24 protein-coding genes are annotated in these 25,638 nt (G+C 73.3%); 14 read left to right on the top strand and 10 right to left on the bottom strand.

Annotation, left to right across the window (positions count from 1 at the left end; translation table 11 throughout):
* Positions 1 to 343 precede the first annotated feature (343 nt).
* From D1J63_RS35020 to rox, 4 genes are all read left to right on the top strand, one after another.
* Positions 344 to 631, top strand: a complete 288-nt coding sequence (locus D1J63_RS35020; protein ID WP_125634587.1) for a DUF6355 family natural product biosynthesis protein — start codon at positions 344 to 346, stop codon at positions 629 to 631.
* A gap of 149 nt (positions 632 to 780) precedes the next feature.
* Complete coding sequence (locus tag D1J63_RS35015) at positions 781 to 1,356, top strand: snapalysin family zinc-dependent metalloprotease (RefSeq protein ID WP_125634584.1); 576 nt, start codon at positions 781 to 783, stop codon at positions 1,354 to 1,356.
* A gap of 152 nt (positions 1,357 to 1,508) precedes the next feature.
* Positions 1,509 to 2,429, top strand: coding sequence for an endo-beta-N-acetylglucosaminidase H (locus tag D1J63_RS35010; RefSeq protein ID WP_125634582.1), 921 nt, complete (start codon positions 1,509 to 1,511; stop codon positions 2,427 to 2,429).
* Between the two features lie 226 nt (positions 2,430 to 2,655).
* Positions 2,656 to 4,134 carry a rifampin monooxygenase gene (rox, locus tag D1J63_RS35005; protein WP_125634580.1) on the top strand — a complete coding sequence of 493 codons (1,479 nt, stop codon included), beginning with the start codon at positions 2,656 to 2,658 and terminating at the stop codon, positions 4,132 to 4,134.
* Between the two features lie 28 nt (positions 4,135 to 4,162).
* Here rox and D1J63_RS35000 read toward each other — a convergent pair whose 3' ends face one another.
* Entirely contained in the window at positions 4,163 to 5,284 is a 1,122-nt protein-coding gene (locus D1J63_RS35000; RefSeq protein WP_125634578.1) for an NAD(P)/FAD-dependent oxidoreductase, read from the bottom strand.
* Positions 5,285 to 5,351: 67 nt separating this feature from the next.
* Here D1J63_RS35000 and D1J63_RS34995 point away from each other — a divergent pair, with 67 nt between their 5' ends.
* The 3 genes from D1J63_RS34995 to pntB all read left to right on the top strand — a co-directional run bounded on the left by D1J63_RS34995 (position 5,352) and on the right by pntB (position 9,148).
* A complete protein-coding gene (locus D1J63_RS34995) occupies positions 5,352 to 6,032 on the top strand; it encodes a TetR/AcrR family transcriptional regulator C-terminal domain-containing protein (protein ID WP_125634576.1) in 681 nt (226 codons plus the stop codon).
* A gap of 87 nt (positions 6,033 to 6,119) precedes the next feature.
* The gene (locus tag D1J63_RS34990) at positions 6,120 to 7,691 is read left to right on the top strand and encodes a Re/Si-specific NAD(P)(+) transhydrogenase subunit alpha (protein WP_125634574.1); all 1,572 of its coding nucleotides are present in this window, start codon (positions 6,120 to 6,122) and stop codon (positions 7,689 to 7,691) included.
* Positions 7,688 to 9,148 (top strand): Re/Si-specific NAD(P)(+) transhydrogenase subunit beta, encoded by a 1,461-nt coding sequence (pntB, locus tag D1J63_RS34985; RefSeq protein ID WP_164713115.1) that lies wholly within the window; start codon positions 7,688 to 7,690, stop codon positions 9,146 to 9,148. Before D1J63_RS34990 ends, pntB begins: the two co-directional genes overlap by 4 nt.
* Positions 9,149 to 9,230: 82 nt before the next feature.
* Here pntB and D1J63_RS34980 read toward each other — a convergent pair whose 3' ends face one another.
* From D1J63_RS34980 to D1J63_RS34970, 3 genes are all read right to left on the bottom strand, one after another.
* The gene (locus tag D1J63_RS34980) at positions 9,231 to 9,590 is read right to left on the bottom strand and encodes a DUF488 family protein (RefSeq protein WP_125634572.1); all 360 of its coding nucleotides are present in this window, start codon (positions 9,588 to 9,590) and stop codon (positions 9,231 to 9,233) included.
* A 113-nt stretch (positions 9,591 to 9,703) separates the two neighbouring features.
* Positions 9,704 to 10,108 (bottom strand): STAS domain-containing protein, encoded by a 405-nt coding sequence (locus D1J63_RS34975; RefSeq protein ID WP_125634570.1) that lies wholly within the window; start codon positions 10,106 to 10,108, stop codon positions 9,704 to 9,706.
* Positions 10,109 to 10,192: 84 nt separating this feature from the next.
* Positions 10,193 to 10,951: an IclR family transcriptional regulator C-terminal domain-containing protein gene (locus tag D1J63_RS34970; RefSeq protein WP_164713114.1), complete on the bottom strand. Its 759-nt coding sequence runs from the start codon at positions 10,949 to 10,951 to the stop codon at positions 10,193 to 10,195.
* A gap of 116 nt (positions 10,952 to 11,067) precedes the next feature.
* On the opposite strand from D1J63_RS34970, the gene D1J63_RS34965 reads away from it, so the two are divergent.
* Together D1J63_RS34965 and D1J63_RS34960 are read left to right on the top strand one after the other, a co-directional pair.
* Entirely contained in the window at positions 11,068 to 13,542 is a 2,475-nt protein-coding gene (locus D1J63_RS34965) for a hypothetical protein (protein ID WP_125634567.1), read from the top strand.
* 153 nt (positions 13,543 to 13,695) lie between these two features.
* On the top strand, positions 13,696 to 14,346 hold the full coding sequence (locus tag D1J63_RS34960) for a YceI family protein (RefSeq protein ID WP_102932363.1): 651 nt from the start codon (positions 13,696 to 13,698) through the stop codon (positions 14,344 to 14,346).
* 15 nt (positions 14,347 to 14,361) lie between these two features.
* On the opposite strand, the gene D1J63_RS34955 is transcribed toward D1J63_RS34960, so the two are convergent.
* A complete protein-coding gene (locus D1J63_RS34955) occupies positions 14,362 to 15,342 on the bottom strand; it encodes a WYL domain-containing protein (protein WP_125634565.1) in 981 nt (326 codons plus the stop codon).
* A 114-nt stretch (positions 15,343 to 15,456) separates the two neighbouring features.
* On the opposite strand from D1J63_RS34955, the gene D1J63_RS34950 reads away from it, so the two are divergent.
* The gene (locus tag D1J63_RS34950) at positions 15,457 to 16,143 is read left to right on the top strand and encodes an alpha/beta hydrolase (protein WP_125634563.1); all 687 of its coding nucleotides are present in this window, start codon (positions 15,457 to 15,459) and stop codon (positions 16,141 to 16,143) included.
* 70 nt (positions 16,144 to 16,213) lie between these two features.
* On the opposite strand, the gene D1J63_RS34945 is transcribed toward D1J63_RS34950, so the two are convergent.
* Positions 16,214 to 16,588, bottom strand: a complete 375-nt coding sequence (locus tag D1J63_RS34945; RefSeq protein ID WP_164713113.1) for a VOC family protein — start codon at positions 16,586 to 16,588, stop codon at positions 16,214 to 16,216.
* Between the two features lie 189 nt (positions 16,589 to 16,777).
* Here D1J63_RS34945 and D1J63_RS34940 point away from each other — a divergent pair, with 189 nt between their 5' ends.
* On the top strand, positions 16,778 to 17,896 hold the full coding sequence (locus D1J63_RS34940) for a beta-lactamase family protein (RefSeq protein ID WP_241235642.1): 1,119 nt from the start codon (positions 16,778 to 16,780) through the stop codon (positions 17,894 to 17,896).
* 49 nt (positions 17,897 to 17,945) lie between these two features.
* Here the strand turns inward: D1J63_RS34940 and D1J63_RS34935 are convergent, their stop codons facing one another.
* Entirely contained in the window at positions 17,946 to 19,064 is a 1,119-nt protein-coding gene (locus tag D1J63_RS34935) for an ABC transporter substrate-binding protein (protein ID WP_125634557.1), read from the bottom strand.
* A gap of 116 nt (positions 19,065 to 19,180) precedes the next feature.
* Between D1J63_RS34935 and D1J63_RS34930 the strand changes: the two genes are divergently transcribed.
* Positions 19,181 to 20,608 (top strand): M1 family metallopeptidase, encoded by a 1,428-nt coding sequence (locus D1J63_RS34930; RefSeq protein ID WP_125634555.1) that lies wholly within the window; start codon positions 19,181 to 19,183, stop codon positions 20,606 to 20,608.
* Positions 20,609 to 20,615: 7 nt separating this feature from the next.
* Here D1J63_RS34930 and D1J63_RS34925 read toward each other — a convergent pair whose 3' ends face one another.
* A complete protein-coding gene (locus tag D1J63_RS34925; protein WP_125634553.1) occupies positions 20,616 to 21,479 on the bottom strand; it encodes an endonuclease/exonuclease/phosphatase family protein in 864 nt (287 codons plus the stop codon).
* A gap of 98 nt (positions 21,480 to 21,577) precedes the next feature.
* Here D1J63_RS34925 and D1J63_RS34920 point away from each other — a divergent pair, with 98 nt between their 5' ends.
* Entirely contained in the window at positions 21,578 to 22,552 is a 975-nt protein-coding gene (locus tag D1J63_RS34920) for a LysR family transcriptional regulator (protein ID WP_164713112.1), read from the top strand.
* Positions 22,553 to 22,698: 146 nt separating this feature from the next.
* On the opposite strand, the gene D1J63_RS34915 is transcribed toward D1J63_RS34920, so the two are convergent.
* Positions 22,699 to 23,286: a TetR/AcrR family transcriptional regulator gene (locus tag D1J63_RS34915; RefSeq protein WP_102932371.1), complete on the bottom strand. Its 588-nt coding sequence runs from the start codon at positions 23,284 to 23,286 to the stop codon at positions 22,699 to 22,701.
* Between the two features lie 128 nt (positions 23,287 to 23,414).
* On the opposite strand from D1J63_RS34915, the gene D1J63_RS34910 reads away from it, so the two are divergent.
* Positions 23,415 to 24,875 (top strand): amidase, encoded by a 1,461-nt coding sequence (locus D1J63_RS34910; protein WP_125634549.1) that lies wholly within the window; start codon positions 23,415 to 23,417, stop codon positions 24,873 to 24,875.
* 11 nt (positions 24,876 to 24,886) lie between these two features.
* Here the strand turns inward: D1J63_RS34910 and D1J63_RS34905 are convergent, their stop codons facing one another.
* A complete protein-coding gene (locus tag D1J63_RS34905; RefSeq protein ID WP_125634547.1) occupies positions 24,887 to 25,624 on the bottom strand; it encodes a helix-hairpin-helix domain-containing protein in 738 nt (245 codons plus the stop codon).
* Positions 25,625 to 25,638: the final 14 nt, after the last annotated feature.

Genomic DNA, 25,638 nt, shown 5'->3' with positions numbered 1-25,638 from the left:
GCGGCCCGGTGGGCACGCCACGTGTCGTGATCTCGACCGTATGCCCCAGTCGCTCCGCCCGTGTGGGCCACTTCGGTGGCGCCGGAACGAGCCATTTCCCCCACCGGGCCGGGAGGCTTCTCCGGCCTCGCCACCCCGCACGCCGACCGCCTCGCCGCCACGAAATCCGGCGTACCGGTGCGGATCAACCGGTCGGCGCAGCACCGAATCGATTCGCCGGGTGAACGGCGCCTTCTTCGGCCGCATCGGCGTCCCCGAACTGTGAGTCTGGGCCACGCACCGACCACGGATCGACCGGCCGCGGCAACCCGACCCGGCGATCCCCCACCGTTTGGAGTCCTTCGTGCCTCTTCGTCGTATCGTGACCAGCGCCCTCGCCTCCCTCTCCCTGGCGCTCGCCTCGGTCGGCGCGCTCACCCTGAGCGCCGGCCCGGCCGCGGCGAACCCCTGCGGCTTCTACGAGACCGCTTCCGACGCCTACTACAACCACTGCACCTCGGACGGCTCGCACATCGTCATCGAGATCGACGACTGGGGGCCCAACAGCGAGCGGTGCGTGGTGCCCGGCGTGACCTGGATCGGCGCCGCCTCCGACATCGACGGCGCCTGGTACACCGGCCGGACCTGCTGAGCCGAACCGCGGGCACGGCCAGAACCTGAACGGCTCGGCTCTCCGGGGAGGGCCGAGCCGGATTGACCGATTGCGAGGGCCTTCCGGCGGGCAGAGAAGCCACAGTAATGTCATGGACACGACCCCTCTCCCCCACAAGGAGGTCGAGCATGCACGTGCGCACACTGGCCGGGCACCTTGCCGCGGCCGCGCTGATGTCGTTGCCGCTGTTGAGCGGCGAAGCCGTGGCCGTCGACCCGCCGGGCGACACCCCGGGCACTCCGGCCGCAGCCCGGGTTCTCACCTACGACGCCGGTGGCTCCGCCGAGTTCAGGTCCGCGGTCGACCGGGGCGCGGAGATCTGGAACGAGAGCGTCGAGGGTGCACAGCTGCGTCCGGTCCAGGCCGGCCAGCGGGCCGACATCCGCGTCGTGGCCGACGACGGCTGGCCCCGCGCCCTCCCCACGTCCCTGGGCAAGGGCACCGTCTGGATCGGGCGTCAGGCCGTGAACGAGGGCTACGACACGGTGCGCATCTCGTCGCACGAACTGGGTCACATCCTGGGGCTGCCGGACCGCAAGCCCGGGCCGTGCTCCAGCCTGATGTCGGGGTCGAGTGCGGGCGTCCCGTGCACGAACCCGTACCCGAACGCGGCGGAGAAGGCGGAGGTCGAGGACAACTTCGCCGGTGCGGCCGGCTCGCCGTCACCCGTGCCGGGAGCGGCTCGGGCCCTCTTCGTGGACTGACCGGCACACGAGCACCGGAGTGCGCCGTGCGGGGAAGCCGTGAAGGGTTCCGGCACACGTCCGAGGGCTCGATCGGGCAGAGGAAGACTGGAAGCACTCGCTCGGCGCCCCGAACAGGCGGGGCGCCGCACCGCGTTGGGAGGCCATCACCCATGTTCACTCTGGTACGGAGAAAGGTGCGGACGGCGGCGCTCGCGCTCTCGACCGCCGCGACCCTCCTCGTCGGCGCCACCGCCGCGAGCGGCGCGCCGGCGGACCCCGCCGCCCCCGTCAAGCAGGGGCCGACCTCGGTGGCCTACGTCGAGGTGAACAACAACAGCATGCTCAACGTCGGCAAGTACACACTGGCGAACGGGGGCGGCAACGTCTTCGACGTCGCCGTGATCTTCGCGGCGAACATCAACTACGACACCGGCACGGACAAGGCGTACCTGTACTTCAACGACAACGTGCGACGCGTCCTCGACAACGTTGCCACGCAGATACGGCCGTTGCAGCAAAAGGGCATCAAGGTCCTCCTCTCGGTGCTCGGCAACCACCAGGGCGCCGGATTCGCCAACTTCCCGTCCCAGCAGGCCGCTTCGGCGTTCGCGAAGCAACTCTCGGATGCCGTGGCGGAGTACGGCCTCGACGGCGTCGACTTCGACGACGAATACGCCGAGTACGGCACCAACGGCACCGCGCAGCCCAACGACAGTTCGTTCGTGCACCTGGTGACGGCCCTGCGCGCGAACATGCCGGACAAGATCATCAGCCTGTACAACATCGGTCCGGCCGCCGCACGCCTGTCCTACGGCGGCGTCGACATCTCCTCCGACTTCGACTACGCCTGGAACCCGTACTACGGCACCTGGCAGGTCCCCGGCATCGCGCTGCCCAAGTCGCGGCTGTCACCGGCGGCGGTGGAGATCGGCCGGACCTCCCGCGGTACGGCGGCCGACCTCGCCCGTCGCACGGTCGACGAGGGGTACGGCGTCTATCTGACGTACAACCTCGACGGCAGCGATCGCAGCGCCGACGTCTCCGCGTTCACCAGGGAGCTGTACGGCAGCGACGCCGTCTACACGCCGTAGGCGGGCACGGCTCCCCGTCGGCCGGCCCGGGTGTTCTCCGCCGAAAAGGGTTGGACGCCCGGGGCCCGCGACGGTAGCTTGCGGTGGACCGTGACGCCGCCCGAGGAGGTGAGACCCGTGATCGCTGTATCGACGTGGGTGCTCCCCCTTTCCGTCATGGCCGGCGGCTGACGCAGGTGTCGCCGGGAGCGCCTCCCACCCAAGGCACTCCCGAAAGGCAACACCCATGGACTCTGGGCACTTCACCCCCGGGCCGTCGTCCGGCGACGCGGACGGGCACGACTTCGACGTGATCGTCGCCGGCTGCGGGCCGACCGGCGCGGCGCTGGCCGCCGAGCTGCGGCTGCACGACGTACGGGTACTCGTTCTGGAGAAGGAGACCGAGCCCGCGTCGTTCGTCCGCATCGTCGGTCTGCACATGCGCAGTATCGAGCTGATGGCCATGCGCGGGCTGCTGGACCGCCTGCTGCGGCACGGACGACGGCGCCCGGTCGGCGGCCTCTTCGCCGCCATCCCCGCGCCCGCGCCGGAGGGCCTGGACGCGGAGTACCCGTATCTGCTGGGCATCCCGCAGCCCGTCGTCGTCCGGCTCCTCGAGGAACACGCGGTCGCCCTCGGTGCGCGGGTCCGGCACGGGGACGCGCTCACCGGTTTCGAGCAGGACGACGAGGGGGTGACCGTGAAGCTGGCCGACGGGGAGCGGCTGCGTACGCGCTACCTCGTCGGCTGCGACGGCGGGCGCAGCACGGTGCGCAAACGGCTGGGCGTCGGCTTCCCCGGCGAGCCCTCGCGCAACGAGACGCTGATGGGCGAGATGCGGGTGGGTGCGGCGCCGGAGGAGATCGCCGCCGGGGTGGCCGCCGTGCGCGAGACCCAGCGGCGGTTCTGGCTGCGGCCCTTCGGTGCGGGGATCTACAGCGTCGTGGTTCCCGCCGCGGGAGTCGGCGATCGCGCCCAGGCACCCACCATCGAGGACTTCAGACAACAGTTGCGCGTCGTCGCCGGAACGGATTTCGGTGTGCATTCCCCACGCTGGTTGTCCCGCTTCGGGGACGCCACCCGGCTGGCGGAGCGCTATCGGGTCGGGCGGGTGCTGCTCGCCGGCGACGCCGCGCACATCCATCCGCCCACCGGCGGACAGGGCCTCAACCTCGGCGTGCAGGACGCGTTCAACCTCGGCTGGAAACTGGCCGCACAGATCCGGGGCTGGGCGCCGGACACCCTGCTGGACACCTACGAGGCCGAACGCCGACCCGTCGCCGGGGACGTGCTGGACAACACCCGGGCCCAGACGGAACTGATGTCCACGGAACCGGGACCGCAGGCCGTGCGCAGGCTCCTGACCGAACTGATGGGCATCGACGAGGTGAACCGCCGTCTCGTCGAGAAGATCACCGCGATCGGCATCCGCTACGACTTCGGTACGGGCCCCGACCTGCTCGGCCGGCGCCTGCGGGACATCGACGTGGCACAGGGCCGTCTCTACGGTCTGCTGCACCGCGGACGGGGTCTGCTGCTGGACCGTACCGGACGCCTCGCCGTGAACGGCTGGTCGGACCGGGTCGATCACCTCGCGGACCCCACGGCCGCGCTGGACGTTCCGTGCGTCCTGGTGCGCCCCGACGGCCACGTCGCCTGGGTCGGCGACGATCAGCGGGACCTGGAGGAGCATCTCTCCCGCTGGTTCGGCCGTCCCGTCGGCTGACGCACCGGGGAGCGCGGGAAGCCGCCGCTCACCCGGGCGGCTGGACCCGGTCGAAGAGGGCGAGGGCTGCGGCCGGGTCCGGGCTCACGAGGCGTTCCAGACCGGCCGTCGTGAAGCTCGCCCACCTGGCGGCCCGGGTCCACATCCGCTCCTCGAAGACCCGGACGGTGTCGTCCGGGTCCCCGGTGCCGGCGGCGAGGGACTCGGCGAGTTCGGCGCCTTCCAGCAGCGCGAGGTTGGCCCCCGCCCCCAGCGGCGGCATCAGATGGGCCGCGTCGCCCAGGAGCGTCACGCCGGGGACATGGGCCCAGGTGTGCGCCACGGGCAGGGCGTAGAGCGGGCGGTGGACGAATTCGGTGCCGTGCCGGAGGAGGTCGAGGAGGGGAGCGGCCCAGCCGTCGAACAGGTCCAGCAGACGCGACCGCACGGCCCCGGCGTCGGCCGTGTCCCGCTTCGTGTGCCGGTCGAGCGGCGCGCGGAACTGGGCGTACACCTTGACGTGGCCTCCGCTGCCGCGCTGGGCGACGAGCGCTCGGTTCACGCCGTACGCGGCCACGGAACCGTCGCCGATCAGCCGGGCCAGGTCGGGGTGGCGGGTGTCGATGTCGTCCAGCGAGGTCTCGACCGCGGTGACGCCGGTGTAGTGCGGCGTCACCGCCGAGACCGCCAGGCGGGTTCGGGACCGGGCGCCGTCCGCGCCCACCACGAGGTCGAACGTCTCCTCCCGTCCGTCCGCGAAGTGGACCCGCACGCCGTCCCGGCCCCCCGGGACCACCTTCGTCACGTGCCCGCCCCAGCGGACGTCGACGGGGCCGAGCAGCAGGTCCCGGAGCTGCCCGCGGTCGATCTCGGGATTGGCCCGGTCGTCCGGACCCGGCCGCCAGTCGCGCAGAACGGTGCCGTCGGTGTCCAGGATGCGCATGGCCTGGCCCTCGGGTCGGGACAGCGCCCGGAATTCCGCCAGCACCCCCGCCTTGTCCAACGCGAGCTGCCCCAGCCCTTCGTGCAGGTCCAGAGTGCCGCCCGGGGGCCGCGCGTCGGGGCCGGATTCGCGTTCGAGGACGGTGACGGGGCAGTCGTGGCGGTGCAGGACGCGGGCGAAGGCCAGTCCGGCGGGGCCGCCGCCGATCACGGCGATACGGTGTCTCATGTCGATACACTGTATTTTCGCCGTACGCCGCCACGCAACCGTTCGGTGCGGTCAGTACGGTGTGATCATGACTGTGTGGGACCGGCCCGAGCCGCCGAATCGCCCCGTTCCGCTCGACCGGGAGCGGATCGTCGCCGCCGCCGTCGCGCTCGCCGACGAGGGCGGCCTGGCCGCGGTCTCCCTGCGCAAGGTCGCCGCCCGGCTGGACGCCGGTCCGATGCGGCTGTACGGGTACATCTCCACCAAGGACGAGCTGTTCGACCTCATGGTGGACGCGGTGTACGCCGAGATCCTGCCCGGGGAACGAGCCGGTGACTGGCGGGAGGCGCTGCGCTCCCTCGCCCACGGCACCCGGCGCGCCGCCCTCCGGCACGAGTGGCTGGCCGACCTGCTCGGCGGCCGCCCGGCCCTCGGTCCGAACGGCCTGGCCGTGTCCGAGGCGACGCTGGCGGCCCTCGACGGCCTCACCGACGTCGACACCGTCATGCGCGCCGTGGAGACGGTCAGCGCCTACTTCACCGGCGCGATCAGGCGCGAGATCACGGATCTGCGGGCCGAGCGCGCCACGGGCCTGTCCAAGAGCGAGTGGCAGCGCGCCCGCGGCCCGCACGTGACGCGCATGCTGGCCACGGGCCGCTTCCCGGCGCTGGCCAGGGCCGTGCACGACGGCACGCACGTGGACGCCGAGGAGTCCTTCGCGACCGGCCTGGAGTGGGTCCTCGACGCCGTGGCGGCGAAACTCGGCTGACGTCCACGCGCAGGGGTCGTTTTCGGTGCCCCGCCGCTCTCCTCTGGGTACGGAACCGGGCAACAACGCCTCGACGAGAGACTGGACATGACTGGACACCAACCCGCTCATCAACCACCTCAACGCGTCGGCGTCGTCGCCGAGTCCCTGCCCGGGGAGACCCGCGTCGCCGCGACGCCCTCGACGGTGCGCCTGCTGCTCGGCCTCGGTTACGAGGTCGTCGTCGAGTCGGGGGCCGGCACCGCCTCCGGCTTCGGTGACGAGGCCTATGCCGAGGCGGGGGCGAGGGTCGGCGAGGCCTGGACCGCGGACGTCGTACTGAAGGTCAACGCACCCACCGACGAGGAGATCTCGGCGCTGCGTGCCGGGACGACGCTGGTGGCGCTCATCGCTCCGGCGCAGCGGCCCGAGCTGCTGGAGGCGCTCGCCGCACGTGCCGTCACCGTGCTCGCCCTCGACGCGGTGCCGCGGATCTCGCGGGCGCAGTCGATGGACGTGCTCAGCTCCATGGCGAACATCGCCGGGTACCGGGCGGTCATCGAGGCCGCGCACGTCTTCGGACGCTTCTTCACCGGGCAGGTCACCGCGGCGGGCAAGGTGCCGCCGGCGAAGGTCCTCGTGGCGGGGGCCGGTGTCGCGGGGCTGGCCGCCATCGGGGCCGCGTCCAGTCTGGGCGCGATCGTGCGCGCCACCGACCCCCGTCCCGAGGTCGCCGACCAGGTGCGGTCGCTGGGCGGTGAGTATCTCGCGGTGAACGTGACCCAGGAGGAGAGCACCGACGGCTACGCCCGGGCGACGTCGGCCGACTACGACCGGGCCGCGGCCGAGCTGTACCACGAGCAGGCCCGCGATGTGGACGTGGTGGTCACCACCGCGCTGATACCCGGCCGGCCCGCCCCGCGACTGCTGACGGCCGCCGACGTGGCGGCGATGAAGCCCGGCAGTGTCGTCGTCGACATGGCCGCCGCCCAGGGGGGCAACGTCGAGGGGACGGTCGCGGGCCGGAGCGTGGTGACCGACAACGGCGTCACCCTCATCGGCTACACGGACCTGGCGTCCCGGCTGCCCGCCCAGGCGTCGCAGCTGTTCGGCACCAATCTGGTCAACCTGCTCAGGCTGCTCACCCCCGGCGGGGACGGCCGGCTCGTCGTCGACTTCGACGACGTGGTGCAGCGGGCGGTGACCGTGGTCCGCGCGGGCGCGGTCACCTGGCCGCCCCCGCCGGTCTCCGTGTCGGCGGCCCCGCCCGCCACCGCCCCGGCGGCGGCCACCGCCGCCCCGGTGGGCGCGAAGCCGTCCCGCCTCACCCCGGCGGGGCGTTTCTCTCTGATCGGCCTCGGCATGCTCGCGACCTTCCTGATGGTCGCCTTCGCCCCGGCCCAGCTGGCGGAGAACTTCACGGTGTTCGCGCTGGCGGTGGTCATCGGCTACTACGTCATCGGCAAGGTGCACCACTCCCTGCACACGCCTCTGATGTCGGTGACCAACGCCATCTCGGGGATCGTGGTGATCGGCGCCCTGCTGCAGATCGGGCACGAGAGCGCGCTCGTCACCGTGCTGTCCTTCGTGGCGATCCTGCTGACGAGCGTCAACATCTTCGGTGGCTTCGCGGTCACCCGCCGCATGCTGTCCATGTTCTCGAGAGGCGAGTCCCGATGACGTCCATGACCGCCTCCCGCGCCGCCGACCTGGTCGCGGCCCTGCTGTTCGTCCTCAGCCTCGCCGGTCTGTCGCAGCACCGGACCTCGCGCGCCGGCGTCGTCTACGGCATCGCGGGGATGGCCCTCGCGCTGGTGGCGACCGTCGTCGTCTCGGCGCAGAGCGTCTCCGCCGGGCCGGTCGCGCTGATCCTGCTCGCCACGGTGATCGGGGCCGCGCTGGGCCTGTGGCGGGAGCGGCGCGTGGAGATGACCCAGATGCCCGAGCTGATCGCGGTGCTGCACAGTTTCGTCGGTCTCGCGGCCGTCCTGGTCGGCTGGAACAGCTATCTGGAGGTCGAGGCCCACGGCTCGCGGGGCCGGATCGCCGCCGATCTGGTCGGCATCCACCACGCGGAGGTGTTCATCGGCGTCTTCATCGGCGCGGTCACCTTCACCGGCTCCGTGGTCGCGTATCTGAAGCTGTCCGCGCGGATCAGGTCCCGGCCCCTGATGCTGCCCGGCAAGAACGCCCTCAACCTGGGGGCGCTGGCCGCGTTCGTGGTGCTGACGGTCTGGTTCACCGTCAGTCCGAACCTCCCGCTGATGGTGGCGGTCACGGTTCTGGCGCTCGCCCTGGGCTGGCACCTGGTGGCCTCGATCGGCGGCGGCGACATGCCCGTCGTCGTGTCGATGCTCAACAGCTACTCCGGCTGGGCCGCGGCGGCGGCCGGGTTCCTGCTCGACAACAACCTGCTCATCGTCACCGGCGCCCTGGTCGGATCCTCCGGTGCGTATCTGAGCTACATCATGTGCCAGGCGATGAACCGCTCCTTCCTCTCCGTCATCGCGGGCGGATTCAGCATCGAGGCCCCGGCCGGCGGGGACGAGGATCAGGGCGAGCACCGTGAGATCCGGGCTCACGAGGCGGCCGAGCTGCTCGCGCGGGCCCGGTCCGTGGTGATCACCCCCGGCTACGGCATGGCGGTGGCGCAGGCCCAGCATCCGGTCGCGGAGCTGACGCGGCGGCTGCGCGAGCGCGGGATCGAGGTGCGCTTCGGCGTCCACCCGGTCGCCGGGCGGCTGCCGGGGCACATGAACGTGCTGCTGGCCGAGGCGAAGGTGCCGTACGACATCGTGCTGGAGATGGACGAGATCAACGACGACTTCGCCCACACGTCCGTCGTGCTCGTGATCGGGGCGAACGACACGGTCAACCCCTCGGCCACCGAGGATCCCGCCAGTCCGATCGCGGGCATGCCCGTGCTGCGGGTCTGGGAGGCGGAGCAGGTCGTCGTCTTCAAACGCTCGATGGCCTCCGGCTACGCGGGGGTGCAGAACCCGCTGTTCTTCCGGGAGAACAGCGGCATGCTCTTCGGCGACGCCAAGCAGAGCGTCGAGGACATCCTGCGGGCGCTCGGCCCCGAGACCGGAGCGGGCCCGGCGGCCCCGGCGCAGGGGGTCACGGCCGGACGGTGACCGGGCCGTTCAGGACCGGCCCGCCGCCTCCACGGCCCGGTCCTGAACGCCCGCCGGCCGAGGCCGCCGCCCCCGGGCTCCGTCAGGACCCGTCCAGCCACTGGGCCAGGACGGCGGCCTCACTGTGGTCCACGTCCTTGGTGGCCGTCAGCAGGGTGACCTTGTCGTGTGCCGCCATGTCGCGCAGACGCCGCAGCGGAGCCTCGTGATCGGGGTCCTCCAGTTCGGCGAGGTAGCGGCGCCGGAACTCGTCGTAGCGCTGGGGATCGTGGTGGTACCAGCGGCGCAGGTCGGTCGAGGGGGCGACGTCGCGCAGCCACTCGTCCAGATCGGCCTTCTCCTTGCTCACGCCGCGCGGCCACAGGCGGTCGACGAGCACTCGCTTGCCGTCCTGCGGCGTGGCTTCCTCGTAGATTCTCCGGTATCCGACGCGTGCGGTCATGGCCCACCCTTCCGTGGAGACCCGGCCAGTCTTCCCTCGCGCGCGGGGGCGCGCTTCCCGTTCCGGTGAACCGCCGCGGCGGGCCCAAACACGGAGCCGGCGGTGGCGGCGTCTCAGCCCCGGGCGGGCGGCCAGTCGGCCAGCCCCTCCCCGCCGGGGGGCCGCGCGACGGCCTGCTCCACGGAGTCGTGGAACGAGTAGACCGCCCTCAGGCCGCCGAGGGCGAAGACCTGCAGGAGCCGCCGGTCGGAACAGGCGATCAGCAGCGACCCGTGATGGCTGCGGATGCGCTTGGTCACGGCCACGATCATCCCCAGCCCCATGGAGTCGATGAAGGGGGTGTCGCACAGGTCGAGCACGAAGTGCCGGTGCCCTTCGGCGAGGCGCCGGCCCACCTCGTCCCGGACCAGGGGCGCGAAGGCGATGTCCAGCTCGTCGTCGGCCTTGACGACCGTCCAGCCGTTCGCCACCCGGCAACCGACCCGCACGTCCCGCCCCGCGACGCCCTGATCACTCACTTCTCGCTCCCCTGAACCGCTGCCCTATTTGCCCGTCTCATCCAGGAAACGCGGTACGGCCCCGGTGCCACAAGAGCCCGGTTTTCAGATGGTGAGCGAGAGACCCCGGGACACCCGTTCCGCGGTGCCGAGCAGCGTCGCCACCGCCTCTTCGAGGTGGGCCGTGCGGTTGACGTCCACGGAGATGCCGAGCGAACCGATCGTGTCGCCGCGGCGGACGGGGACCGCGACGCACGCGGTGCCCAGCCGGTACTCCTCGATGTCGGTCACCGCCGGGCCTCGCGGGGCGGCGTCGAGACGGCGCAGCAGCTCGGCGCGGTAGGTGATGGTGCGCGGGGTGAGATCGTTCAGTGTGTGACGGGAGAGGTAGTCGGCGCGGGCGTCGGCGTCCAGCTCGCGCAGCACGCTCTTGCCGAGCGCGGTGGCGTGTCCCGCGTCCTCGAAGCCGACCCACAGGTCGACACGGGGCGCCTTCGGCCCGTCCACGATCTCCGCGACCCGGATCTCGCCCTCCTCGTAGAGGGTCAGGTAGGCCGCGGCCGACAGGCCGTCCCGAAGTTCCGTAAGCGTGGGCCGGACCCTGCTGAGCGCCGTCTGGTCGCGGCTCCCGGCGTGCAGTGCGCCCAGCTTCTCCCCCAGGACGAAGGTGCCGTCGTCGAGTTTGCGCACGTAGCCGTCGTGCACCATGGTGCGCAGCAGGTGGTAGGTGGTGCCCAGGGCCAGCCCCGTCTCGCGCGCCAGCTGCTTGGCCGGTACGCCGCTCCCGTGGGCGCCCACGGCTTCCATCAGCCGAAAGGCTCGCTGCACCGAGGCGATGAGCGTGGGGCCCTCCTGACCGCTCATCCCTCCACCCTGCCCCCGGCCGGAACGGTCCGGCAAGGCGGGAACCGGGGGCAATGAGTACGGCCTGAGTATCCGCGCTCATGTCCCGGCACGTGGCGGGGGCCACACTCCCAGGCATGACGAACCTTCCGCCCCCGGCCGAGGAGCTGCGGCTCCTGGACGCCGAGCTGCGGCAACTCGATATGCGCCGTGCCGTCCTGCTGCGGCGCCGTGAGTGGCTGGTCCACACGCTGCGGGCCGCCGCCCGGCAGCCCGCCCCGGGTGCCGGGACCGCGCCGGGGGGCGGGCCGCCGCGGGCCGGCGGGGGTGCCGTCGCCCGCCGGCCGGAGGCCTCGGCACCCGGTGTGCAGAACGTCCTGCTGGTGCTCGGCGGTGTGCTGCTGACGATCGCGGCGGTCGCGTTCACCCTCGTCAGCTGGGGCCACCTGGGGATCGCGGGACGCGCGCTGGTGCTCGGCGCGCTCACCGTCGCGGCGCTGGGCGGGCCCGTGGTGCTGCTGCGGCGCGGGCTGCGGTCGACCGCCGAGGCCGTGGCCGCGCTGGGGACGGCCCTGACCGTGCTGGACGCCTACGCGCTGCACGAGGTGGCGTTCGCCGGCACGGACGGTTTCGGGTACGCGGCGGGCGCGTCCGCCGTCCTGGCCGGGGTGTGGACCGCGTACGCCGTGCTTGCGGGCGCGTCGGCGCCCACCGGCGCCCGGGGGACGGCGCAGGGTGCCTCGGCGGGCGAGGGCACGCGCCTCGGGCTCCGGCACCCCCTTCCGCTCGCCGTGGCGACCGCCCATCTTCCCCTGCTGCTCTGGGCGATCGCCGCCGGCGCGGGCCCGCACACGGTGACGGCCGTGCTGCTGGTGACCGCCGCGGGTGGTACCGCTGTCGCCCTGCGGGCCGTCCGGGTGTCGGTGCGGGTCGTCGCCGTGGTCGGCGCACTGGGCATGGGCCTCGTCGGCGTCCTGTCGGCCGGATGGCTCTGCTGGAGCGCGTCCGACCCGGGTACGGCCGCTCGGGCGGCGGCGCTCCTGGCCGGGGCGGCGGCGGTCGCGCTGCTCGCCGGCCGGTTCGTCCCCGACGCCGATGTCGCCGTGGGTGCCGCTCTGGCCGCGGGCCTGTGCCTGGTCTCGGGGGCCGGCGGGGTGCTGTGGGTCGCGGTGCCCGGTGAGTGGACCGTGCCGGGGTGTCTGGCCTGCGGCGTCGCACTGCTGGCGGTGAACCGGACCGCACTGCCCCGGCCGCTGCGCCGGGGGCTGGTACGTGCTTCGGCGGTCGTGCAGTGCTTCGCGGTGCTGTGGTCGGTTCCCCTGGTCGCCGGTACCGTCCTCGGTCCCTCGGCCCAGGCCGCGCGGCCGTGGTCCGGCGTGCCGGGGGACGTCCGGGACGCCGTGTTCACGCACGTGCCCTGGCCTCCGTACGCGGCCACCGTGCCGCTGGTCCTGGCCGCCGTGGCCGCGGTGCTGCTGCTCGCCGGACGGAACACGACGCGGCGCCCGGCCGCCACGGCGGCGGCACTCGTCCTCGGCTGGGCGGCGGCCCTCGTTCTTCCGCCGGTGCTGCAACTGACGTACACGGCCGGCCTGGTGGCGCAGGGGGCCGTGGTCGTGGCGGCGCTGGGCTTCGCGGAGTGGGCCGACCGCACCGAGCCGCGGCCGTCGCCCGTGACGCTCACGGCCCGCCTGCTGGCGCTCGTCACCTCGGTCGACCTCGCCCTCCTCTCGCTGGCCTCCGAGCCCGCGACGATCGGTGTCCTCGCGTCGCTGACGGCCGTGTTCGCTGCCGTGTGCCGCCGCCCGGGGCCGGCTTCGCTCGCCGCGCTCGTCCATGCCACGGCGCTGGCCTGCGCGATCGGCGCGTCCGCGGGCTGGCGGCCGCCTCAGACGGCGCTGCTGGTTCTCGTCGTCCCCGCCGTCGCGGCGCTGGTCGCGGCGCGGACGAGCGGCTCGCGCGCGACCGTGCCGGTCGAGGCGGCGGGCGCGGCTGCCGGGCTGCTCGCGCTCGCACTCGCCGTGACCGATCCGCCGATGCTGGCCCTGGTGCTCTCCCTCGGCGGTGTCCTCGTGGCGGGCACCGCGCTGCGTCCGGAGCGGCGGCCGGCCGGCTGGGCGGCTGCCGCGCTGTTCCTGCTGGCCGCCTGGGTGCGCCTGACGGCCTGGGACGTCACCACGCCGGAGGCCTACACCCTCCCGGTGACCGGGCCCGCGCTGGTCGTCGGCTATCTGCGCCGGCGCCGCGACCCGGCGGTCTCCTCGTGGACGGTGTACGGGGCCGGGCTGGCCGTCACCCTGCTGCCGAGTCTGCTCGCCGCCTGGGACGACCGGCACTGGCTGCGACCCCTGCTGCTGGGTGTCGCCGCGCTCGTGGTGACCCTGGTGGGCGCCCGGCACCGTCTCCAGGCGCCGCTGGTTCTCGGCACGGGTGTGCTCGCGCTGGTCACGCTGCACGAACTGGCCCCGTACATCACCCAGGTCGTCGGCGCGCTCCCCCGCTGGGTGCCTCCGGCCCTCGCCGGTGTGGTGCTGCTCGTGCTGGGGGCCACCTACGAGCAACGGCTGCGGGACGCGCGGCGGCTGCGGGACGCGCTGGGACGGCTGAGTTGAGCCTGTCACGTGCACAAACGTGGGGCCCGGTGTCGAACCGGTGCAGCTTTGCGGCCGGGGTCGTGGAAGCCGGACGGGGCCGCACATCTTGCCGCGGGCCGCTGATCGCCTTCGTGATAACACGAGGTGATCGATTCGAAAGGCCTACGACTCATGGGTATCTTCAGCCGACGCCAGACCGCCACCGCGGAGCCGGCAACGGCCGCCGGCCAGGACCGGCCCGCCGCACGGTCCGCGACGGGGACGGCCACGCTCGATCCGGCGCTGCGCGCGCTGACCGGGCACTGGACCATCGACCGCCCGCACAGCCGGATCGGCTTCTCCGTGCGGCACGCCATGGTCACCACGGTCCGCGGGGCCTTCACCGACTACGACAGCACGCTGTACTTCGACGGAGCCCGCCCCTCCGAGTCGCGGGCCGAGATCGTCATCCGCGTCGCCGGCGTCGACACCGGTGTGGAGCAACGGGACGCCCACCTCGTCGGCAAGGACTTCTTCGACGTTCGCCGCTACCCCGAGATGACCTTCCGCAGCACCTCGACCACCCACGAGGGGGCGGAGAGCTTCCGCATGACGGGGGAGCTCACCATCCGGGACACCACCCGGCCCGTCGAGCTGCAACTGGACTACCTCGGTTCGGTCGTGGACCCGTTCGGCTACGAACGGGCCGGCTTCGACGGGACCACCACCATCGACCGCAGGGACTGGGGTCTGGTCTACAACCAGCGGCTCGAGGCGGGCGGCAGCATGGTGAGCGAGAAGGTCCGCCTGCAGTTCGACATCTCCGCGATCCGCGCCTCCTGATCCCGGCCCCGCCGCTCAGCGCGAGCCGGGCGGCGGGGGCTGGTCCGCCACGGCGGCGGTGAAGCGCGCCGCGAGCGCGGCGGCCGCGGCCCGCAGTTCGTCTCCGCCGTCGATACGGAAGGCGAAGGGCATCCCGGCGAGCCAGTCCTGCACGTACATGTCCGGGTTGCGGGTGCTGCCGACGAGGAGGCAGCCGTCGTCCAGGGGTTCGAGCCGTCCCATGGGCGGGCGGATCCAGGGGGCGACCTCGGCCGGCGGGGCGTCGAACACCACCCGGGTGGTGAACTGCCATCCGCTGCCCAGGTTCTCCTCCAGGACCGCCACCGGGTCGAAGGCCGCGGGCGGCTCGAACCCCTGGGCGGTGGGCCGGACCTGGCCGATCCGGTCGACCCGGTAGGTGCGCATCGCGTCGGCGCGGTGGGAGTGGCACAGCAGGTACCAGCGCCCGTGGCGCACGACGAGGGACCAGGGGTCCGCCTCCTCCTCCCACGCGTTGCCGGCCTCGCTGCGGTAGGCGAGCAGTACGCGGCGCCGGTGCGCGACGGCCTCGACGAGGGCACTGGTGACGGCCGGATCCGGATGGGCCGCGTTCGGGTCGGGAGCGGCGGACGCGTACTCCCGCAGCAGTGCCGCCTGCCGGCCGACGCTCTCCGGCAGCGCCTTGACGACCTTGCCCAGGGCGGCGCCGACGAGATCGTCCGCGTCGGCCACGGCCGGTCGGCCGCTCAGCGCCGCCATCACCAGGCCCAGGGCCTCGGCCTGGGTGAAGTGCACGGGCGGCAGTCTCGTCCCGCGTCCCAGCCGGTAGCCGCCGTGCGGTCCGCGGGCCGACTCCACCGGGATGCCCGCCTCTCTGAGGATCCCGACGTACCGCCGCGCCGCGCGCTCCGTCACGCCCAGCCGCACGGCGAGTTCGTCGGCCGTCGTGGCGGGGCGGGTCCGGAGGATCTCCAGGGCGCGGAGCGCTCGCGCGGTGGGGCTGACGTCGTTCGGCACGGGCACAGGCTAATCCGCACCTCTGACACGCGTGAGGGGCGCGGGAGACGAACCGGCAGTGGATCGTCCGGATCTCCTCCTACGGTGAAGCCAAGCAGAGGAAGGGAACCGATCATGGACATCCTGCTCATCGGCGGCCTGTGGCTGGACGCGACCGTGTGGACTCGCGTCGCGTCCACACTGGAGTCCCTCGGCCACCGCCCGGTGCCGCTCACCCTCCCGGGACAGGGCGACGGGGCGGCGACCGCGACGCTCGACGACCAGGTGGCGGCGGTGCTGGCCGCGGTGGACGCGGCGCCCGGCAAGCCCATGGTGGTGGGGCATTCCGCGGCCTGCGCACTGGCCTGGCTGGCCGCCGACCGGCGACCGGAGCGGCTGGCCAGGGTCGCGCTCATCGGCGGCGTCCCGACCCCCGACGGGCAGCCGTACGCCGACTTCTTCGAGGTCAGGGACGGTGTCATGCCGTTTCCGGGCTGGGAGCCCTTCCAGGGACCGGATGCCGCGGACCTCGACGAGGCGGCGAGGCGCGAGATGGCGGCGGCCGCGGTCCTGGTGCCCGAGGGCGTGGCCCGGGGTGTGGTGCGGCTGACCGACGAGCGCCGGTTCGACGTGCCGGTCCTGCTCGTGTGCCCCGAGTTCACGCCCGCGCAGGCGCGCAAGTGGATCGACGCGGGCGAGGTTCCGGAGCTCGCCCGGGCCGGGCACGTCGACTTCGCGGACATCGACTCGGGCCACTGGCCCATGATCACCCGGCCTGTCGAGCTGGCCGGGATTCTGGCCGCGGCGGCGCAGGGGGCCTGACCCCGGAGGACCGAGTACGTGCGGAGTCCCGCCGGCACGGTCGGCACCGCCGTCGCCGGCCGGCGGTGACTCAGTGGAGGCAGAGGCAGAACGGGTGGCCGGCCGGGTCGGCGTAGACGCGCCAGTTGGCGTCCGGGCGGATCTGGTCCGTCCGCTCCAGGACCGTCGCGCCGAGTGCGAGCGCCCGCTTCTCCTCGCCTTCGAGGTCGTCGACGTCGAAGTCGAGGTGGAGCTGCTGGGGCCGGTCCTGTCCGGGCCACTGGGGCGCCCGGTAGCCGTCCACCCGCTGGCAGGCCAGCGGTGTCCCCTCGAACCCGTGCACCTCGACCCACCCGGCGTCGTCCGGGTCGGCGACCACCCGCCCGCCGAGCAGCTCCGCGTAGAACTCCGCGAGCCGTACCGGATCGGCGCAGTCCAGCGCGACCGCCTGCAGCTTTCGAATCACGTCCGCCACTCCTCGCTCTTCGGGCGCCTGGGTCGCGCCCGCACGTGACGTCCTACCCGGCGCGAGGGCGGGCATGCCCGGCCGGAACCCGATCGGATCCCTCCCTCCTCCTGTGCACATGGCGATGCACGCACCGCGTGCATAATGGGTGCAAGGCCAGTCGAACGGCTGGGGGAAGGGACGCACGTCGTGAGTGACTCACTGGATCACGCAGTACTGGACGCAGCCGTCGACAACGTCCGGCTCGCCGGAATGCCGGGCCTGTTCGCCGAGGTGCGGGACGGCGACCGGGTCTGGCGGGGCGCCGCCGGGGTCGCCGACACCGCCACCGGCCGCCCGGTCGGCCCCGACATGCGCCACCGGGTCGGCAGCATCACCAAGACCTTCACGGCCGCCGCGGTCCTGCGGCAGGTGGAGCAGGGACGGATCGGTCTCGACACGCCGATCGGCCGGTATCTGCCGGGGGTGCTTCCCCGGCGGCGCGGCGACGCCGTGACGGTCCGCATGCTGCTGAACCACACCAGCGGTCTCGCCGAGTACCTCCCCCACGCCTACCCGTCCCTCAAGGCGTTCCCCGCGCTCGCGGACACCGGGCCCCAGAGCCTGGACGACCACCGGTTCACCCGGTTCGAGCCCGCCGAACTGATCGAACTGGGCGTCGCCGCACCCGCCGTCGGCGCCCCGGGCGGCACGCCGGGCGTGTACTCCAACACCAACTACCTGCTGCTGGGCCTGCTTCTGGAACGGGTGACCGGCACCACCGCCGAGCGGTGCATCACCCGCGACGTCATCGAGCGCGCCGGGCTGCCGGACACCGAGCTGCCCGCCGGGCCGTACGTGGACGGGCCGCACTCGCGCCTGTACGAGGCCTGGTTCGGCATGATCGACCCGCCGCGCGACTACAGCGTCTACGACATGTCGTGGGTGGGGCCGTCGGCCTCGCTGATATCCACCGTCTCGGACCTGAACCGCTTCTTCGGCATGCTGCTGGCCGGTGAGATCGTGAGCCCGTGGTCGCTCGCGGAGATGCGGCGCACCGTGCCGGTCGTCTCGCAGGAGGGACGGACGATCGAGTACGGCCTCGGTCTGCACCCGGTCCCGGCGCCCGGCCCGGTCACCTTCTGGGGTCACGGCGGTACGGCCTGGGGCGCCGGGACGCTGGCCGCGATCAGCGCCGACGGCAGGCGCCGGATGGCCGTCGCGGTGAACCTCCAGAGGTGGAACGCGCTCGACGCATCGGGCCGGCCGCGGCCCCATCCCATCGACGACGCGCTCGCGGAGCTCCACCGCGTGGCGATGTACGGCTGACCGGGCCCCTCGGCCTCGCGGAGGTCGCGCGGATCGGCGGGCCGGTGTGTCAGCCGGTGTGGAGGACGCGGAAGCGGCCGGGTTCCGCCGGGTCGCGGTCGACGACCTGGACCGGAGCATCGAGCCACTGCCACACGGTGGCGCCCGGCGCGCGGGAGAAGCGGATCCGTCCCCGGGTGCCCTCGGCCGAGACCTGGGCCCAGGTTTCGGCGGTCAGGGGCCGGCCGACGCCGTGCGAGCGCAGCACGCCCGCGAGGACCGCCACCGTGTCGTAGCCCTCGAAGGCGACGAAGGAGGGCGCTTCGGCCAGCCGCTCGCGAAGGGCCGCCCCGACGCGCGCGCCGAGGGGGCCGAGTCGCTCGGGAAGGTAGCGCAGGAACGGGATCGCGGCGCCGTCCCCGGCCAGCGCCGCCGCCCATGAGGCGAACTCCGGTTGCCCGGCCGGTGCACCGATCAGGGTGCCGGCCAGGCGCCGGTCGCGGCGGACGGACCGGACGATCGACACGGCCGGTTCGGGGATGCCGACCAGGAGCAGCAGGGCGCTCGCGTCCTGCTCGGCGAGCGCGTCGCACACCGGCGCGGGGTCCGGCTCGGGCAGGTCGAGGGCGACGAGGGTGCCGCCTCGCGCGGCGAGGTGGTCCCGCAGAATGCGGGCACCGGACGTCCAGTAGAGACTCGGCTGGGCCACCACGGCGATACGGCGGTGGCCCGCGGCGAGGAGGAAGTCCGCGTAGATCCGCCAGCCGCGGGACTGTGCCGTGGGCAGGCGTGCGACCCACGGCGTCCGCCGCTCGGTGAGCGCGTCGAGCACGGCCGACGAGCACAGGAACGGCAGACCGAGGGCATCGGCCCGGGACGCGGCCGCACGGGCGACGACGCTGTGGTACTCCCCCGCGAGGGCGGCCACGCCCAGGCGGGCCAGTTCGTCCACGGCCGCCGCGGCCCGGTCCGGATCGGCCGCCGTGTCCCGGACCACCAGTTCGAGCGGTCTGCCCGCGACGCCACCGGCGTCGTTGACGTCGCGTACGGCCAGTTCCATTCCGGCGAGCAGGTGGCGGCCCGCTTCGTGCCACCCGGGCCGGGTCAGCGGCGCCAGGGCGCCGATCCGGACGTGCGCGTCGCTGTCGTCCCGCCCTCGGGGGCGCACCTGGGTGACCATGCCGGACATTGCATCCGCCGCAGACGCGGGCGGGCAACCGATTATGCGGTCGCTCGGGGCCCGGCGGCCCAAAGCTTCGGCCAAGTGGCTTGCGTGATGGGTGAGTTGTGGCAGTATCCGCTGCCATGTCGCTGCTTGGCACGTCCTCGTCCGACGCGTGGCCGCTCAGGGCCGGCCGTCGTCCGTTCGTGGTGCTGCTCGCGCTGATCCTGACGGTTGGCACCCTGGTGAGCGACGCCGTCGCGGCGGCCGGGCCGACCGGCTCCGGGGCGGCGTCGACACCCGACCGCGCCCGCTACGACGTGGCCCTCCGGTCCGACGCCGACGGCGGTCACTGGACGGGGCGGCAGCGGGTGTCGTTCCGCAACGCCTCCGACCGGCCGCTGCGCGAGGTGTACCTGCGCCTGTGGGGCAACGGGGAGGACGGGTGCGGCACGCCCGGCGGGCCCGGCGCGCCGGGCGTCTCCTCCCCGGTCGTCGTGTCGGGCGTACGAGGCGGCACGGCGGACCCGCTCACGGTGAACTGCACGGCCTTGCGCATCGCCCTGCCGAAGCCCCTGGCGCACGGGAAGCGGGCGTCCGTCGCCTTCGACGTCTCGATCACGGTGCCCGACCGCAACGCCCGCTTCGGCCGCGAGGGCGCCGTCCGTTTCCTCGGCAACGCCCTGCCGGTGCTCGCCGTGCACGACGAGCGGGGCTGGCATCTCGACCCGTACGTGGCCGTCGGCGAGAGCTTCTACGCGCTCACCGGTGACTTCCGGGTCCGGCTCGACCACCCGTCGGGCCTGAAGGTACCGGCGACGGGCCGCACCTGGACCCGCCCGGGCGGTCCGGGCCGTACGGTGACCCTCAGCGTCGCGGAGCGGGTGCGCGACTTCGCGTGGGCCGCGGGTCCCTTCCGCACGGCGACGCAGACCTCCCACGGGGGTGTGCGGGTGAGGGCGTACTGGGCGCCCGGCACCTCGGCGGCGGGCGTGCGCCTCAGCCGCGAGGAGGCCGTCGCCGCGATCGACCGGTTCGGCCGGGAGTTCGGGCGCTATCCCTACGGCGAGGTCGATCTCGTGATGACCAGTGGGTTCGGCGGCGGCATGGAGTATCCCGGCCTCGTGCTGCTCGGCACCACCGAGGAGGGCGGCGCCGTCGTCCACGAACTGGCGCACCAGTGGTGGTACGGCATCGTCGGCAACGACGAGTACGCCTCGCCGTGGCTGGACGAGAGCTTCGCCCAGTACGCCAACTTCCGCTTCTACGGCCTGGAGACGGACGACTGCTGGTCGGACGTCTACTGGCCCGACGACGGCACGGAACTGACCGCCTCCATGGGCTACTGGTCGCAGCACCGCGGCGAGTACCACCTCGTCTACACGGCGGGGCCCTGCGCCCTGTTCGACCTGGAACGCACCCTGGGCCCCGGGGCCATGGCGCGGCTTCTGAAGGGTTATGCGCGGGACCACTGGTTCGGGGTCTCCACCACCGAGGACTTCAAGCGGGCCGCCCAGTCCATGACGGACGGGGATCTCGGCCCCTTCTGGGAGAGCCACCACATCGGGTGACGCGGGTTCAGGTCACGTCCAGGTCGCTGTAGAGCATGTCGTGGTCCGAGTGCGCGGTGCGGACCACCCGGTGCCGGAGCGGGGCGATGCCGCGCAGGAAGACGTAGTCGAACTTGCTGCGCCAGTCCGTGGTGGGCTCGCAGTTGCCGGCGGCCGCGGGGCGGCACCGCGGGTCGGTGTCCGTGGCCAGCGCCCACATGGGGTCGAGTTCGGCGGCGTCCGGCACGGCGTTGAAGTCGCCGAGGACCACGGCGCGGTCGTGCCGGGCGACTTCCCGGGCCAGCACGCTCACCTGGTCCCTGCGGAACGCCTCCTGGCGCCGCTGGGCGAGGTGCGTGTCGAAGACCCGGACGGACCGGCCGCCCACCTCGGTGGTGACCGCGAGATATCCCCGGTCCTCGGAGCCGCCGTCGGGGTATTCGACGTTGACCCGGTCGGTGATCGGTGCCGCCGAGAGGATGGCCTGGCCGAAGCCGCCCGGGTTCCACGGTGCTCCCCCGCAGCGGCTCCAGTTGTCCAGGACCGATCCGTACGCGACGTGGTAGACGAGCCCGTGGTAGACCTCCAGGTAGTCCCGGATCCGGTCGACGTCGCGGGCGCACGCTTCCTGCATGCCGATGACCTGGGGCGCGTAGGCGGCTATCTCCGCCGCCCGGTCGAGGTTGCTCGCGTCGCAGGGGTTGCACAGGTTCCACGTCATGACCCGGTTCGGCACGACGTCCTTGACGGCTTCGACGGACCGGCCGGAGGGTTCGCCACCGGGGCCACTGGGGCCCACCAGCGCCACGCAGGCCAGCGCCACGGCGCATATGAGCAATCGCGAGCCGCCCTTGTTGAGCACCGCCGCCTCCTGGGTGTGGACACATGGCAACCGACGTTCCCACGGACGAGGTTATGGCACGAGGACGCGGGCCCCGGCGCCGCGGTGCGGGCGTCCGCACCGGTCGGGCACGCCCTATGCTCGCCGCCATGGATACCGAGGCGGTGCGGTCGTTCGTCCGCGCGGCCGAGCTGGGTCAGCTGCGGCACGCGGCCGACGAGCTCGGCGTGACGCAGCAGGCGGTCTCGAAGCGGATCGCGGCCCTCGAACGCGCACTCGACGTCCGGCTGTTCACCCGCACCGCCCGGGGGGTCGAGCTGACCCTCGACGGCCAGGCCTTCCTGTCGCACGCCCGGAACATCGTCGCGGACGTCGACCGCGCCGTCGCCGCGATCCGGCGGGGCTCGCGGGCCCTGCGCATCGACGTTCTGGGCCTGCGGAGCGCGCAGGCCGTCGTCCTGCACGACTACTGGCGCTCACACCCCGAGACCGAGCTCGACGTGGTGACGCTCAAGGTCGACGATCCGCGTCTCGCGGTGGCCGCCGTGCAGGCGGGCGACGTGGACGCCTCCTTCCGCTCGGTGACCGACCCGGCCACCCTGCCGCGCGAGGTGCGGATGATCCACGCCTTCCACTCCCCGCTGGAACTCGTCGTCGGTCCGAGGCACCCGCTCGCCCCCGCACGCGCCGTGACTCCGGCCCGGCTGCGCGGGCACCGGATCTGGGTGCCCGGCATCGCGCCGGGCAGCGAATGGGCGGACTTCTACGATCAGCTCACCGCGGCGTTCGACCTCCGCGTGGACGCCACCGGCCCGAACTTCGGCAACGAGGTGCTCCTCGACATCCTCGCCGACTCCGACGACGTGGCCACCCTCGTGGGCTCGCGCGACCGGTACGTCTGGCCGGCCGGCCACGACCTGCGCCGCATCCCGATCGTGCGTCCGACGCTCGCCTACCCGCTCTCGCTCCTCCTCCCCCGGGAGAATCCGCACCCGGGGCTCCGGGCCGTCGTCGGCCACTTCGCGACCCTGGCCCCACTGCCCGAGGACACCTGGCTCCCCTCCTGGGCGACGGGCCCCCGGGGCGACGCCGACCGCGACACCGCACACGCCTCGCGGCGCTGACGGCACCCGCGGAGCGGGGGTGGCCGCCCGCGTCGGGCGTCCTGAACGTCGACGGACCGTCCGCCCCCCGGACGGACACGTACCGACTCGGCCCCGTCACCACCGGGCCCCCGGCCCGCGCGCCAGGGGCCCGGTGCGCCCGAGGCCTACTGGTCGAGGATCGCCTCGACGATGCGCAGCAACCGCTCCCCCGCCCGGTCGATGCTTCCGTTCTGCGTGCTGACCTGCGCGCCTTCGAGTACGAAGGTGATCTGGGCGGCGACCTGCTCGGGGTCGGGCAGCCCGGCCTCGGTGCACATGCCGACCAGTCTGCGCGTCTGGCGCGCCTTGTGCTCCTCGATCACCCGCCGCGCGGGGTGGGAGCGGTCGGGCAGTTCGGCCAGCGAGTTGACGAAGGGGCAGCCCCGGTACGAGAGCGTCGGCAGGCCCTCCGCGATGAAGCGGGCCAGGCCGAGGATCTGCTCCCGGGGCCGGCCGGGGTGTTCGGCCTCGACCCGGTCGAAGGCCGCCTGGTACTCGGCGGCCAGGATCCGCAGCCACTCGGCGACCAGTGCGTCCTTGGTCTCGAAGTGCCGGTAGATCGCCATCTTGGTGGTCTCGGCCTTCTCGGCGACGGCCTGGACGCCGACGCGCTGGATCCCCTCTCGCTGGAACAGCTCTTCGGCCGCGTCGAGGATGCGCTCACGCGGCGGCAGCTTCGCCACTCTGCCCGGTCTGGCGGCGGTCGATGTCATCCCTGCTCCGTGACGTGCGCTCGATGGGGCCCTTCCCCTCCTGTTACGGTACCAGTCCGTCCCACACGATACCGCTCGGTATCGAGTGGTACTCATGAGTATCGTTCGGCGTCTTCCGAGGAGTGACAGTGAGGGTTTCCGAGTACGTGCGCCACGACGCGGTGGGGCTCGCGGAGCTGATGGCCAAGGGCGAGGTGTCCCCCGCCGAGGTGGAGGCGGCCGCCCGCGAGGCGGTGCGGACGGTCGACCCGGCGCTCACAGCCGTCGTGGAGACCTGGCCGGCCGACGACCGGCCCGCCCCCGGCAGCACGCCGCTGGCCGGAGTGCCGTTCCTGATCAAGGACTTCGGAATCTCCATGGCGGGCCGGCGCACCGAGATGGGCAGCCGTCTGGCGGCCGGGCACGTCGCCCGCTCCGACTCCTTCCTGATGCGGCGCTTGCGCCGGGCCGGCCTGGTGACCCTCGGGCGTACCGCGACACCGGAGCTGGCCTACAGCATCACCACGGAACCGGTGCTGTACGGCCCGACCCGCAACCCGTGGGACCCCGGCCGCGGCGCCGGCGGGTCCAGCGGCGGCGCGGGTGCGGCCGTCGCGGCCGGGGCGGTTCCCCTCGCCCACGCCACCGACGCGGCGGGCTCGCTGCGCATCCCCGCCGCGTACAACGGCCTCTTCGGGCTGAAGCCGACCCGCGGCCGGGTCTCCATGGGGCCCGCCCTCGACGAGGGGTTCAACGGGCTGGCCGTCCAGGGCTGCGTCAGCCGGACCGTACGGGACAGCGCGGCGCTGCTCGACCTGATACGCGGCCCGGAACCGGGTGACCCCTACTTCGCCGAGCAGCCGCCCGTCCCCTACTCGCAGGAAGTCACCCGCGCTCCGGGCCCGCTGCGGATCGGGGTCCTCCCGCAGGCCTGGGGCGGACGCCGGACCACCGCCCCGGTGGCCGACGCGCTGGAACGTACGGTGCGGCTGCTCGAATCCCTCGGCCACCGGACCGAGGAGGTCACGGTCGGCCTCGGTGCCGGCTGGGAGGAGTTCGTGCTGGCCAACGCCCGCCTGTCGACGGCGAATCTCGCGGCCTCGGTCGACGGTCTGGCCGCCGCGTTCGGCCGGCCCGTCGACTCCTCGACCCTAGAGCCGTCGACACTGGCCGCCCACCGCTACGGACAGCGGGTCAGCGGGCCCCAGTTCGTCGACGCCCTCGCCCTGCGCAACCGCGTCGCCCGCGCTCTGGCCGGGTTCTTCGGCACCCACGACCTGCTGCTCACCCCCACCCTGCCGGAGCTGCCGCCGCCGCTGGGCGCCTACGGCGAGGGGGCGGAGGCCCTCGACGGCCTCGGCTGGATCGACCGGCTCAACGACCGCTCACCGTTCACCATGGCGTTCAACGTGGCCGGCACTCCGGCCATGTCCGTGCCGTTGACGGCCGACACCGGGACGGGACTCCCGATCGGCATGCAGTTCGCCGCCGGTTTCGGGCGCGAGGATCTCCTCTTCCGCCTCGCCGGACAGCTCGAACGGGCACAGCCGTGGTCGGGCCGGACCCCCGCCGTGTGGGCGGGGAGCCGTCGGGCAACCGATGCGCGGTGAGGGCCGAGGTCTTACGAGGGGCCGTCGGAGGGGCGTTCCCGGCCGGACTTCGTCGCCTCCTGCGGCGGCAGGAACACCAACCGGTCGGCGACCGCGTCGAGATGGCGCGGGGGGAGGTCCATGGTGACGGACAGGTCGTCGGCCGAGGCGAAGCCGCCGACGACCGCCCGTGTGCGCACGATCTGCGCGGCCCGTTCGTCCGACAGGGTGAGGTGCCGGGCGAGGACGTCGGCCGGCACGTTGTTGACGTCGACGAGACCGCCGTCGGGGAACGCCCGGTCGGGCAGGTCGGCGCGGCCGATGCGCAGTTCGAGCGCCTGGCGCGGGTCGGTGGCGGCGATGCCGCGTGCGGTGTGCCGCGCCGCCTGCTCGTCGCGGTGCGCGGCGAGCAGGGCACGCTGCCGGTGCTGCAGGGGGCGGATCAGCTCCGCGTCGGGGCTCTTCCACACCCGGGACCGGATCCCGAACGCGTGGCCGGTCCCGACGAGGATGTTGAAGAACATGGCGACGCCGAAGACGGTCTCGTTCGTGGCGGACACGTCCGGGTCGAAGACGAGGAACAGCGCGGTCGCCACGCCGTAGGGCACGGTGGCCAGTGCCTGCGCCCCGCTCTTCGTGCGCACCGTCGCGTGGATCATCAGGGGCAGCGTCCCGACGCCGAGGGTCAGGACGGGGATCAGTGCCCACAACGAGGTGAGCAGCGTCCGGGCAAGGTGCTCCCGCCTGCTGAAGGGACCGAAGTCGGCCATGGTGCTCCCCCGTG

The sequence above is a fragment of the Streptomyces sp. KPB2 genome (assembly GCF_003950055.1).
Lineage (GTDB): Bacteria > Actinomycetota > Actinomycetes > Streptomycetales > Streptomycetaceae > Streptomyces > Streptomyces salinarius.
The sequence above is the reverse complement of the archived record's forward strand: the minus strand, read 5'-3'. Positions and strand labels throughout refer to the sequence as shown.